The sequence below is a fragment of the Endozoicomonas arenosclerae genome, from assembly GCF_001562015.1.
Classification (GTDB): domain Bacteria; phylum Pseudomonadota; class Gammaproteobacteria; order Pseudomonadales; family Endozoicomonadaceae; genus Endozoicomonas_A; species Endozoicomonas_A arenosclerae.
The window spans coordinates 48,454-61,459 of sequence record NZ_LASA01000121.1; the positions used below are offsets into that span (position 1 = coordinate 48,454).

Genomic DNA, 13,006 nt, shown 5'->3' on the forward strand with positions numbered 1-13,006 from the left:
ATCACTGGGTTTGCCATACCGGAACTGGCATGCCAACTCATTTTAATCGTATCACTGCCTGAATTCTGTCAGGAAAACTGCGGTTCTCCTTTCGCTCAGGACAATGACCTGTTCAAGATTGCCAAAGGGCTTATATGGTGAATAACTTTCTGGATATCCACCCCGATGTTAACACGGCTCTAAGTTCAGGCATCCCTGTTGTAGCACTTGAGTCCACCGTCATTTCTCATGGACTACCTTACCCTGACAACATTGAAACCGCTCTGCAACTTGAAAAAATCCTTTTGGATGAGGGCGTGCAGCCGGCTACAACAGGCATCATCAACGGGCGATTGAAAGCAGGCCTTTCCAGAAAGGAGCTGGAACTCCTGGCTTCCCCTGAACAGCCTCTGCACAAAGTAAGCCGAAGGGATATGGCTGGATTAATCAGTCAGGAGTTGTCAGGTGGTACGACGGTAGCAGCCACCATGATGATAGCGGCTATGGCCGACATTCCAATCATGGCTACTGGCGGTATTGGCGGTGTGCATAAACACGGCGAACAAACTCTGGATATCTCAGCCGACCTGACGGAACTGGGCCGCACGCCGGTAGCCGTTGTCTGTGGTGGCCCCAAAGCCATTCTGGATCTGCCAAAAACCCTGGAATACCTGGAAACCCAGGGAGTGCCCGTCATTGGTTTTGGCACTGACACACTGCCCGCCTTTTACAGCAGGGAGTCAGACCTGCCCGTAGACTTCAGAATTAATTCAGCGGAACAAGCTGCAAGGCTGATTGAGTGTCAGCTGGAACTGCCCAACAGTGGTGGCCTGCTGATCTGCAACCCGCTTCCCGAAGAGCAAGCCCTGCCCTGGGAAGAGATCTCACCGAAAATAGATGACGCTGTTTTTCATGCCAAAAAGCAGGGCATTCACGGTAAAGCACTGACCCCCTTCCTTCTTCAGCATCTCTATCAACACCATGGTGACCAACTGCTAAAAGCCAATCTGACCCTCCTAAAGCACAACACTCAACTGGCGGCAATGATTGCCCGTAATTTCAACCACACACACTAAACAGGACTTGTTCAACAATGAATACCAAACCTTCGTCGAGAAGCGTTCAATCCCAACCTATGTTCAAAGCAAAACCTCTCCTGGGCTTCTTCACTCCATTACTTCTCGGATGCTTTCTTTCCAGCGCGGCCTCTGCCAATAACGCTACAGAAAGTGATTCTGCTTTCAGCTATGGTGAAAAAGGCATCCAGTTTCAACAGGGCGACTTTAAACTGACACTGGGAGCCCTTCTGCAGTACGACTGGTATAACGCCCGTGACGACCGTACAGACATTCCCGCCAATGGCCATGACTGGCGGGATCAAAGGCTGTTTATTTCGGGCAGCATCGGGAAAGACTGGAACTTCAAATACAATTACGATTTCAAGAGCATTTCCCATAAAGACGCCTGGTTTCAATACGCTCCCTGGCACCTGACAATGGGTCAATTCAAGTCACCTGTCGGGCTGGAAAACCAACACAGCTCTCGTTACTGGACCTTCAATGAGCCTGCCATGTTAACCACCCTGGCGCCTCAACGTTTTGTGGGCATCATGTGGCAGCCCACCGTGGGTGAAGGCACCTTTACGGCAGCTATTCAAAAAGCCAACATCAATGACGAAGTCAGTTACAGCCACCAACCTCTCAGAGCCAGCACCCGATTGACCTGGGCCCCGATTCAGGAACCCACAGAGACTCTGCATCTGGGTGGTTCTTTGCAGTGGATTGATTTTGAAGACGATCGTCGTACCGTTAAATTAGCGGTCCACCCGGAAGTGAAGAATGAAGACATTCCAAAACTGATCAGCACGGGCAAAATCAAGGCCGAAAGCCAACAGGTCGGAGGTTTGGAGAGTGGCTATGTGAACGGCCCAATGGCCCTGCGAGGCGAGTATCTTACAACCCGCCTTAAAGATCAGAGCCTATCCAACACCTATTACTTCAAGAGTGCTTATCTCCAGGCCAGTTATTTCCTGGATGGTGAAACTTATATCACCTACAACCCGGCCAAAGGCGTTTTCGGGAAGCCTTCCAATGTAAACCAGCGCTGGGAAATTGCGGCAAGAAGCTCATGGACCGATCTTGAAGACTCCAACATCAAAGGTGGCAAGGAAACCAACTACACTCTGGGTTTGAGTTTCTACTACAACCTGAATCTGCGTTTTACGCTGAACTACATTCATGCCGACGTTGAAGATGGCCGAAAAGGCGATGAGAAAGTAAACCTGGTCAGCTTCAGAACCCAGCTGGCTTTCTAACTTTATGACCTGAAGGCAGCTGTCTAAGACAGCTGTCCAACCCTGTCAAACCGTGCCAGAATAGCCCTTTCATCACACCTTATCCAAACGACCAGAACCACTTACATGTTAGAAATCTTTGTTGCTGATTACTCCAACCCCGAGCACGGTCAATCCATCATTGAACTGCTGGATCATTATTCCAGAGACCCCATGGGTGGTGGAAAACCGCTGAACAGTTTTACCCGGGAACACCTTGTTCAAGAGCTGGCCAAACGTCCTTTTGCTTTTTCAGTACTCTGTCATGTGGATGGTAAACCGGCTGCACTGGCCAATTGCATGGAAGGCTTTTCTACTTTTGCCTGCAAGCCTCTGATCAATATTCATGACATGGTGGTTCACCAGTCGTTCCGAGGTCAGGGTCTGAGCCAAAAAGTGATTGAAAAAGTCGAGCAGGTTGGCCGTGAAAAAGATTGCTGCAAAATCACCCTGGAAGTGCTGGAAGGGAACCCTGTAGCCCAGTCTGCTTATCGAAAACTGGGCTTTGCAGGTTACGAGCTGGACGATGAGCATGGCCAGGCTCTGTTCTGGGAAAAGAAGATCCTATGAATTTCTATGCTTCTGACTAGAGGGTGGTATACTCGCTCACCTTTCTAACCTCAAACCTCACACCCCCTGCCTCCAGAAGCTCGGGGTGGATCAGAAAAGCACTGCAGAGAACCCTCCATGACCGATAAATTTGTGAGAGTAGGCCGAAAAAATCGCCTGAAGGTGGTCGACAAGGTTGGCTTCGGCGTTTTTCTCGATGGCAAACAGTTTGATGAGATCCTGCTCCCCAAACGCTTTGTACCACAAGAGTGTGAAATAGGTGATGAGCTGGATGTTTTTGTCTACCTGGACTCCGACGACCATCTGATCGCCACCACAGAAAAGCCACTGGCTTCAGTGGGACAGTTTGCCTGCCTGAAAGTGAAGGAAGTGAATCAGATCGGTGCTTTTCTGGATTGGAATCTGTCCAAAGACCTTCTATGCCCCTTCCGTGAGCAGAAAACACGCATGCGAGAAGGCGGTTCGTATGTCGTTTATCTTTATCAGGATGATGAAAGCAGACGCATTGTTGCATCATCAAGACTGCATAAATTTATCGACACCTCTACCGGCCCCTACAAGCAAAGTGAGCCAGTTTCCCTGTTGGTACACGACAAAACCGATCTTGGCTTTATGGCCATAATTAACAATAAGCATCAGGGATTACTGTTCAGACAGGAAGTAGACGACTCGGTAAAAGTAGGCGATAAACTGCAAGGTTTTATCAAACGCATCAGGCCCGATGGCAAAATTGATCTTTGCCTGAAAAAGCCCGGTTTTGACCGAAATGCCATGGATACACTCAGCCAGAAAATCATGGACATGCTGGCTGCAGAAGGTGGCTTTTTGCCTTTTAATGACAAATCCGATCCTGCTGAAATCAAACGGATTTTTGGTGCCAGCAAGCGGGCCTTTAAAATGGCGCTGGGTGGTTTGTACAAACAGCGCCTTATTCAGATAGAAGCTTCAGGCATTCGAAGTAACCAGTAACCAGTAACCAGTAATCAGTAATCAGCCTTCAGGCTCTATTCTCGGTCTGGCTCCAGGCTTTCAATCGCCTGATAAATACTGGAAAAATCTTTCTTGCCCATCCCCTGAGCAACATGGCGGTTATACAGAGCGTAGGCCAGCCCTCCCAGTGGAGTGACAGCCTTGCTGCCACCCGCTGCCGCCATGGCCAGCCCCAGATCTTTCAACATCAGCTCACTCATAAAACCAGGCTCATAACCCTTGGATGCGGGGGCATTCTCCATCAGACCAGGGTAAGGGTTGTATACTTCCAGCGCCCAGTTCTTGCCTGAACTGGCCAGCATAATGTCTGAAAGCACCGCCGGATCCAGGCCATTTTTTGTTCCCAGATTCAGAGCTTCGGAAGTACCAATCATCAAGATAGATAACAGCATATTGTTACAGGCTTTTGCTACCTGACCCGCTCCTGGACCGCCGGCCAGAAAAACATTTTTGCCCATATCCAGCAGCAAAGGTTTGGCCTGTTCAAAAGCCTGCTGATCGGCAGCACCGCACATAAACGACAAAGTTCCTGCAGAAGCCCCGGCTACACCGCCGGATACCGGTGCATCAATCATCATCCGCTGCTTTTGGGCAGCAGCATCGGACAATTTCCTGGCCGTATCGGTATCAATGGTGCTGGTGTCGATAAGAATGGCTGTCTCAGGCACGGCATCCAACAGCCCCTGATCCAGATAAAGACTTTCTACATGCTTGCCAGCCGGCAACATGGAAATAACGAACTCGGCTCCAGAGCAGGCCTGTTCAGCACTGGCAGCCGCTTTTGCCCCTTTTGAAGCTAATGCCGATACGGACTCGGGCACAAGGTCGAAAACGCTTACCTGATGGCCAGCCTTGATCAGGTTAGCCGCCATGGGAGCTCCCATATTTCCAAGACCGATGAACGCAACAATGGCCATGATCTGCACTCCTGGGTGTTTGTTGTTGTAATGCCAAGGGCAATCAAACAGAGCGGGTCAACACAGAGAGTAAATTGAATAAAATAGCTCTCAGACAGAAAGCAACCAGGATCACTGATCTTTTCATTTCCATCTGTTTGGCTGTGTGCTCTGCGATAGTGGTTCAGATGCAGATACCATTATATGCTGGAAGGGGGTTGAGACTTCAACTGATGAATCTGTGAATCTCCCGATCGGACTCTTTTTCAAGCGCTTCAGGATTATCCAGAACCCGCCACCAGCGAAACAGAAAATGTTCAGAAATCAGTCTGAACCAGGGAGCCACCCTGTGTTGATTATTACGATCAGAGACTTCCAGCAATTGTGATAACTGCTCAGGGGTTACCCACCGGGTTTGCGATACCTCGTTGGCATTAATACTCAGTTCAACATCTGCACGAACTATCAAAATATAGTCCAGTTCTTCCTCTACCCATTCACATTCTGAGTCAGCCCGATAGAGGACCTTTGTCATCAGGATAAAATCATCTTCAGACAAAACAGACTCGGAGATACCCAGTTCATGGTGGAGCTTTCGAATGGCTGCGAGTTTCACGCCTCTGGCATTATGGGACTCAAGCTCACCCTTATGATAATGCGGATGAGAACAACAAGTATTGGCCCAACAGCCTGGAAACGTTATTTTGCTACCAGCTCTTTGCTGAATCAGCAATTCACCGGCCTGATTGAATAGCAAGACACTGAACGCCCTGTGCAAGGCCCCCGGAGCTCTATGAGCAGCCAGTTTACTGGCACTACCAAGTACTTTGTCCTGGCGATCCACCAGAATCAGAGGCTCAGACATCAGATCGGCCTGAGTAGCATCATCCTGATGTGACTGTCGATAGGACTGCAACTGACTGCATGATTGGGCTTTTGGATGACTCTTTACTTCTTTTGCTCCCACAAGGCTCACTTTTGCTGTCTATTTTTTGTACAAACATAATAGACGAAGCCTCAGTGCTGAAAGTGCTAATCAGTATTTATCCAACTGGCGTAATCCAAACCCTACCCCACTGGAAAGCACGTTTTACCTCAATATACCCCTTTAGGGGTACAACGACCGACTTAAGATTTTTTGTCCAGTACGAATAAATACCATCTGATTAATTGCATCATTGTCTTGATTATCCAGAACAAGATGCACACAATCCGCCATTCATAGTTATTAGCTGTAAACTAAACACGATGCGCAAGTACGAAGACTCTCTTCCTCTGAAGTTATTGAAGGCCAGAGAGGCTGCCATGAGCTTCTTCCGTCCCATGCTCCAGGAGCACTCCATTACTGAACAGCAATGGAGAGTGATGCGGGTATTGAACGACGCCGACGAAATGGAAACCAAACAGCTGGCAGACGCCTGCTGTATTCTTAGCCCAAGCCTGACCGGTATTATTCAAAGACTGGAACAACAGGACTATGTCAGCCGACGCAAATCATCAGAAGACCACCGCCGCATTCTGGTAAAAGCGACGCCCAAAGCTAAAAAGCTGCTGGATGAAATGGCTCCCATGGTGGAAGAAAGCTACAGCCGTCTGACCGACGGATTGAGCCAGGATAAGATGGAGCAGTTGAAAGAGCTACTGGAAGAAGTCAGCGAGCTCACTAACTGATAGCTTGATCAGAAGCCATGTTGGTACATGATCAAAGGATCAGGTGGTATTGATAATCGATGGGCAACGATCTCTGCGAGTCAAGTAAGTGACAAACACTTGAGGTTGGTTTTTAGCCAGAGTCGATGATTTTAAAATATAGGGTATAGTTACCTGAGTTTTGGCGTGCATGACCCCTGTTGCAGGGTGACTCACGAATATATGCCTTGAACTCAGGAGAGCAAGATGATTAAGCAAGGCGACAGATTACCCTCTGTCGACATTACAGTGGTCAGTAATAACGAAAAGACCACCTTAGCTGCAGATGCATTTTTTGCCGACAAAAAAGCAGTGCTTTTTGCTGTACCCGGAGCCTTTACACCCACATGCTCCAATAGCCACTTACCAGGCTATATTGCTCTGGCCAAAGACTTTAAGGCCAGTGGAATCGATACCATTGCCTGCCTTTCGGTCAATGACGCTTTTGTCATGCAGGCCTGGAACAAGGATCAAGGTGCTGACGACATTACCATGATTGCTGATGGTGATGGCGCTTTGACCAAGGCTCTGGGTCTGGAAATGGAAACAGGGCATTTTGGCGGACTGAGATCCAGTCGCTACGCCATGATTATTGATCATGGTGAAATCACCCTGCTGAATGTTGAGCCACCCAAAACATTCGAAGTCAGCAAAGCTGAAACTCTGCTTGCGGCACTCTCCTGAAATCGCCGGGCGATCATACATCGTCCGGTTTATTAAAGCCATATTTTTTAAAAGGTTATTAACCGCTTTTACGATTTAAAAAGTTAATGTATTCACTGCCCCGTTAAATAAAAAGAGCAAAAAAAGCAAATCAAATAGCTCATGTCTACGAATTTCTAATTAATAAATTTATTAATTCTTAAAGTTATCCCGCCAAAGAGATTCATAATTTTTTAAGTCAGGTATATTATTTACTTATAGATTTCCCTCCACTTCACTGCTAGCATCCTTCCCACCTGATCAGGCCAACGCCTATTCACTTTTGATGAATAAGTTAATAACACCCTCTGAGTGAAATCATAATGAAAACAGCTTTTAGAAGTGCTGCTTTATTACTGGCTCTTGGCAGTCCTTTTGCTTTCTCTGCTGGACAGTCTTCTACTGAGGTTCTTGCACACAGCACAACCAGTTGGGACGGCACCCCACTGGAAGGTGTCAACCTGGAAAACCCTGAAGTCCGCGTACTGCGTATCGCTATCGCACCCAACTCCAGACTGCCTATCCACAAGCACCCGGTTATTAATGCTGGGTACCTGGTTAAAGGTGAGTTAACTGTGGTCCGTCTATCCGACGGTAAAAAGCTGGAAATGAAAGCCGGCGATGCTCTGGTCGAAATGGTTGATGAGTGGCATTACGGAGAAAACAAATCCGACGAGCCTGCAGAGATCGTTGTTGTTTATGCTGGCAATGAAGGTCAGGCGATTACTGTTAAAAAAGAAGAACAGTAATTCAATCACACTGAATAAAAAATCATCCCCCCGACCTGACATAACCATCGCAAAAGAAAGCTGATTTAATAGCTTTCAAATAAGGAAAGAGCCTTTAACAGACTCTTTCCTTTCTCCCCATTATAAGTTTTTATTTTTTATAAACTGGGTAACAACCCATCAGAAACAAATGCATTTAAACGACTACTGGTAATTAATTGCCCGGCCTTTTCAATATCTGGAGAGAAATAACGATCCTGATCATAGAAAGGCACATCCTTTCTTAAAAGCTTCATAACTTCCTGTAAAGGCTCTGAAGTCAGATAAGGCTTTCTTAAATCAACCCCCTGACCCGCGGCTAACAGCTCAATACCCAGAATAGAGCCGGTATTGGCGTTGATTTCTCTCAGCCTCCTGGCTCCATAAGTGGCCATAGACACATGATCTTCCTGATTGGCCGATGTAGGTAAGCTATCGGTTACGGATGGATGAGACAGACAACGATTTTCACTGGCCAGGGCAGCTGTTGTGTTATGAGCAATCATGAAGCCGGAATTGACACCACTGTTCTCAACCAGAAAAGGGGGTAAGCCACTCAGATGGTGATCCACCAGTAATGCCACCCTTCTTTCACTGATGGCACCGATTTCACAACTGGCCAGTGCCAATGCCTCAGCAGCCATTCCAACAGGTTCAGCATGAAAGTTCCCCCCGGAGAGCACTTCATTCTCCTGGGCAAATACCAGAGGGTTGTCCGAAACAGCGTTGGCCTCAATCTCCAGCAGTCGGGCAGCGTGACGAATCTGCTCAAGACAAGCCCCCATCACCTGTGGCTGGCAACGCAACGAATAAGGATCCTGAACTTTGTCACAATGCTCATGGGCATGCTCAATATCACTGTGATCCAATAGTGCCCGATAGGCTTCTGCCACATGAATCTGACCTGGCAGACCTCTGGCTTTGTGGATACGCTCGTCAAAGGGTTTTCTGCTGCCCATGGCAGCCTCAAGTGAAAGGCTACCCGCAACAATGGCCGACGCCATCAGATCTTCAGCACCAAAAAGCCCCTCAAGCGCAAATGCTGTGGAAGCTTGAGTACCATTGAGCAATGCCAGACCTTCTTTCGGGGCCAGACTAAGAGGTTCCAGCCCTGCTGCTGCCAGTGCTTCAGTCGCTGAAACTGTTTTCCCTCTAACTCTGGCAAAACCTTCACCCAGTAATAAACAGCTCATGTGTGCCAGAGGAGCCAGATCACCACTGGCACCTACCGAACCTTTTTCCGGAACACAGGGCAACACATGGGCATTGACCAGGGTAACCAGAGCATTGATCAATTCTGGCCTGACACCGGACATTCCTCTGGCCAGGCTGTTGATCTTCAACACCATCATCAAACGAACAGTGTTGTCTTTCATCCACTCCCCCACCCCGGTTGAATGGGAAAGCACAATACTGCTCTGAAGTTTTTCCAGATCGTCTTCAGCAATGCGAGTGCTGGCCAACATGCCAAAGCCGGTGTTTATACCATATACCGTCTTGTTATCACTGATGACCTGCTGAACACATTCAAGACTCTTCTGAATGGCTTCATAACAGCTTTGTTCGAGTTCAATTTTTACGGGTGACCGACTGAGTTCTCGCAACTGCTGAAGGGTCATTTCCCCTGGAGTAATGATCATCAAACGTCCTCCATGGGTAGATGGAGACCGTTTTCCTGAGCGCATTCTCTGGCTATATCATAACCAGCATCAGCGTGTCTCATAACACCGGTTCCCGGATCATTCCAGAGCACCCTGGAAAGCTTTTCCCTGGCCTGATCTGTACCGTCAGCAACAATCACCACACCCGCATGCTGACTGTACCCCATACCCACACCGCCACCATGATGCAGACTCACCCAGGTGGCACCTGATGCTGTATTCAGCAGTGCATTCAGTAATGGCCAGTCAGATACAGCATCACTGCCGTCTTTCATGCTTTCTGTTTCACGGTTGGGGCTGGCCACTGAGCCAGAATCCAGATGGTCTCGGCCAATTACCACTGGAGCCTTCAGTTCGCCACTGGCCACCATATCATTGAAAGCCATACCTAAGCGGGCTCTGTCTTTCAGACCAACCCAACAGATTCGAGCGGGCAACCCCTGAAACTCGATTCTTTCTCTAGCCATATCCAACCAGTTATGCAGGGAAGGATTGTCAGGGATCAACTCCTTAACCTTCTGGTCGGTTTTATAGATGTCTTGCGGATCTCCGGATAATGCCGCCCAACGGAAGGGTCCAATGCCCTGACAGAATAGCGGCCGGATATAGGCAGGAACAAAGCCCGGAAAATCAAAAGCATTCTCTACGCCTTCGTCTTTAGCCATCTGGCGAATGTTGTTTCCGTAATCCACCGTTGCTGCACCACTCTCCTGAAGCGCCAGCATCGCTTGAACCTGAACAGCCATGGATTGCTTGGCAGCTTTCACGACTTCCGACTCATTTTCCTGACGTTTCTGAGCTGCCTGCTCCATAGTCCAGCCTTGAGGCAGATAGCCATTCAGAGGATCATGTGCAGAGGTTTGATCTGTCACCACATCAGGAGTAACACCACGTGCTACCAGATCAGGAAAAATATCTGCAGCATTGCCCAGAAGACCCACGGAAACAGCACGACCTTCAGAATGAGCTTGCTCAATAATGGCCAGGGCTTCATCCAGAGTCCGGGCTTTTTCATCGAGATAACGGGTTTTCAGACGGAAATCGATTCTGGATTCATCCACTTCACAAGCCAGCATCGAGAAACCGGACATAGTGGCAGCCAAAGGTTGAGCCCCTCCCATGCCGCCAAGGCCGCCGGTCAGAATCCACTTGCCCGCAGCCTGGCCATCAAAATGTTTGCGAGCCATGGCGGCAAAAGTTTCATAGGTGCCCTGAACAATCCCCTGGGAGCCGATGTAGATCCATGAACCTGCAGTCATCTGGCCGTACATCATCAGCCCCTGACGATCCAGCTCGTTGAAATGCTCCCAGTTACCCCAGTGAGGTACCAGATTAGAGTTAGCTATCAGAACTCTGGGCGCACCTTCATGGGTTTTGAAAACGCCTACTGGCTTGCCTGACTGGACCAGCAGGGTTTCGTCCGGTTGCAGACTCTTGAGAGTTGAAACGATGCGGTCGTAGCACTCCCAGTTTCTGGCAGCCCTGCCTATTCCCCCATAAACGACGAGGCTCTGAGGGTGCTCTGCCACCTCAGGGTCCAGGTTGTTCATTAACATTCTAAGAGGAGCTTCGACCTGCCAGTTGCAGGTAGAAAGATCAGTACCCCGTGGTGCACGGACAGTACGTTGAGGATCAAACCGATTGCCTTGACTCATGAAAGGGTTACCTCACGATGCCTATAGCTAAATGAGCGCCAGTGAAATCACTTAATTCTTTTGGAAGTCATGATTCACAGACAGCTGTGATGTTTGATAAGGCCTGCACTCGATGATGAGTAACAAACCCGATTTTTATTGTTCTACTGACCCAGTGTACCGGGTGACAGTTTGGATTTGGAAGCCTGAAAGATAGTCAGACTTCCGGAAGGAACTCTATCACAGGGTTTTGAAGCTGTTTACCCTCTTTTCATTGGACTGAAGAGTACCTTCAGACTTCTTTGATCTAGCAGGGCAGACATTGACAAAGGCTAGAGGTAGCATAGAGTGACAGCATTTTTTTCCGCGAACATTCAATAATTCAAGATTGCTCACCCTCAAAAGGGGTGAAAGATTGTGCAGTCAACCCTGGCTGTAAATACACTCTCGGAACGCTCTATGACAAAAATAACGGGCAACTGTGACCTACTGATCAACAATGTCCATCTCGCCACCATGGACCCTGATGTTGATAGCCATTACGGTGAAATCCTTAACGCCGCTGTCGTCATTCATGAAGGTATTATCCAATGGCTAGGGTCTTCTGATCAGCTGCCTGACAACCTTCAGCCTGAGAAAACCATCAATGGACAAGGGCAATGGCTAACTCCCGGTCTGATCGACTGCCATACCCATCTGGTTTATGCCGGAGATCGCTCCCGAGAATTTGAGCAAAGACTGGAGGGCGTCAGCTACAGCGAAATTGCCCGACAGGGTGGCGGTATCATGTCAACGGTCAATGCCACTCGCCAATGCAGTCTCGATCAACTGATTGAACAATCCCGACCCCGTCTTGAAGCCCTTATTAGTGAAGGTGTGACAACCGTAGAGATCAAATCCGGTTATGGTCTCAACCTGGAAACAGAACTGAAAATCTTAAAAGCAGCCAGAGAGCTCGAACAACAATACCCGGTCAGAATTGAGAAAACGTTTCTGGGCGCTCACACTCTACCTCCCGAATATTCTGGCAAGGCGGACGAATACATCCAGACAGTCTGTGAAGAAATGCTTCCGGTTGTAGCTGAAGAAAAACTGGCATCAAGTGTGGATGTCTTCTGTGAAAACATTGCATTCAATCTGCAGCAAACGGAGCAAGTTTTCCAGAAAGCCAAGAATCTCGGCCTCAGGGTCAAGCTACATGCGGAACAGCTTTCCGACAGCCAGGGCACACAACTGGCGACCCGCTACAAGGCTCTCTCTGTCGATCATCTGGAATATCTGGGAGACGAAGGAGTGAATGCACTGGAGAACAGCACAACAGTTGCTACATTATTGCCAGGGGCTTTTTATTTTCTCAGGGAAACCCGGCTCCCACCGATCGATAAACTGCGCGCGTCAGGTATCCCCATGGCTCTGGCAACGGATCTAAATCCCGGTACTTCTCCTCTGGCATCTTTACGACTGATGATGAATATGGGTTGCACCCTGTTCGGCTTAACCCCTTCTGAGGCACTGGCAGGCGTCACCCGTAACGCCGCCAGAGCAGTCGGCCTTCAGGACAAAATGGGGATAATCAGAGCAGGCTACCAGGCAGATCTGGCGCTCTGGCCTGTTCAAAACCCGGCGTCACTGGCAGCCACTCTCAATGGCGAGAAACCTTCACTCACTGTGTTTGAGGGTAGAGTGCTTCAGAGTATGACAAGATCAATGAACCGCTGAGAAAACCGAGTCACTGAAATCGAACAACCCGGGAGACAGGCGGAGAGTGGGCAGCGCCAACACTATT

12 protein-coding genes are annotated in these 13,006 nt (G+C 48.7%); 8 read left to right on the plus strand and 4 right to left on the minus strand.

The window, feature by feature from the left end:
- Positions 1–134: 134 nt before the first annotated feature.
- From WG89_RS19510 to WG89_RS19525, 4 genes are all read left to right on the plus strand, one after another.
- Entirely contained in the window at positions 135–1,055 is a 921-nt protein-coding gene (locus tag WG89_RS19510; protein WP_062268954.1) for a pseudouridine-5'-phosphate glycosidase, read from the plus strand.
- 17 nt (positions 1,056–1,072) lie between these two features.
- Complete coding sequence (locus WG89_RS19515; RefSeq protein WP_062268955.1) at positions 1,073–2,293, plus strand: OprO/OprP family phosphate-selective porin; 1,221 nt, start codon at positions 1,073–1,075, stop codon at positions 2,291–2,293.
- 105 nt (positions 2,294–2,398) lie between these two features.
- Entirely contained in the window at positions 2,399–2,881 is a 483-nt protein-coding gene (locus tag WG89_RS19520; RefSeq protein ID WP_062268957.1) for a GNAT family N-acetyltransferase, read from the plus strand.
- A gap of 117 nt (positions 2,882–2,998) precedes the next feature.
- Complete coding sequence (locus WG89_RS19525; RefSeq protein WP_062268959.1) at positions 2,999–3,850, plus strand: CvfB family protein; 852 nt, start codon at positions 2,999–3,001, stop codon at positions 3,848–3,850.
- Positions 3,851–3,885: 35 nt separating this feature from the next.
- Here WG89_RS19525 and mmsB read toward each other — a convergent pair whose 3' ends face one another.
- Entirely contained in the window at positions 3,886–4,788 is a 903-nt protein-coding gene (mmsB, locus tag WG89_RS19530) for a 3-hydroxyisobutyrate dehydrogenase (RefSeq protein WP_062268962.1), read from the minus strand.
- Between the two features lie 205 nt (positions 4,789–4,993).
- Positions 4,994–5,743, minus strand: a complete 750-nt coding sequence (gene idi, locus WG89_RS19535; protein WP_216638519.1) for an isopentenyl-diphosphate delta-isomerase — start codon at positions 5,741–5,743, stop codon at positions 4,994–4,996.
- A gap of 272 nt (positions 5,744–6,015) precedes the next feature.
- Here idi and hpaR point away from each other — a divergent pair, with 272 nt between their 5' ends.
- The 3 genes from hpaR to WG89_RS19550 all read left to right on the plus strand — a co-directional run bounded on the left by hpaR (position 6,016) and on the right by WG89_RS19550 (position 7,907).
- A complete protein-coding gene (gene hpaR, locus WG89_RS19540; protein ID WP_062268966.1) occupies positions 6,016–6,438 on the plus strand; it encodes a homoprotocatechuate degradation operon regulator HpaR in 423 nt (140 codons plus the stop codon).
- A 225-nt stretch (positions 6,439–6,663) separates the two neighbouring features.
- Positions 6,664–7,140, plus strand: coding sequence for a peroxiredoxin (locus WG89_RS19545; protein ID WP_062268968.1), 477 nt, complete (start codon positions 6,664–6,666; stop codon positions 7,138–7,140).
- A gap of 341 nt (positions 7,141–7,481) precedes the next feature.
- Positions 7,482–7,907, plus strand: a complete 426-nt coding sequence (locus WG89_RS19550; RefSeq protein ID WP_062268970.1) for a cupin domain-containing protein — start codon at positions 7,482–7,484, stop codon at positions 7,905–7,907.
- 137 nt (positions 7,908–8,044) lie between these two features.
- On the opposite strand, the gene hutH is transcribed toward WG89_RS19550, so the two are convergent.
- Both hutH and hutU read right to left on the minus strand, forming a co-directional pair.
- Entirely contained in the window at positions 8,045–9,565 is a 1,521-nt protein-coding gene (hutH, locus tag WG89_RS19555; RefSeq protein ID WP_062268972.1) for a histidine ammonia-lyase, read from the minus strand.
- On the minus strand, positions 9,565–11,241 hold the full coding sequence (gene hutU / locus WG89_RS19560; protein WP_062268973.1) for a urocanate hydratase: 1,677 nt from the start codon (positions 11,239–11,241) through the stop codon (positions 9,565–9,567). Before hutU ends, hutH begins: the two co-directional genes overlap by 1 nt.
- A gap of 438 nt (positions 11,242–11,679) precedes the next feature.
- Here hutU and hutI point away from each other — a divergent pair, with 438 nt between their 5' ends.
- Complete coding sequence (hutI, locus tag WG89_RS19565) at positions 11,680–12,939, plus strand: imidazolonepropionase (RefSeq protein WP_172806866.1); 1,260 nt, start codon at positions 11,680–11,682, stop codon at positions 12,937–12,939.
- The last annotated feature ends 67 nt before the right edge of the window (positions 12,940–13,006 follow it).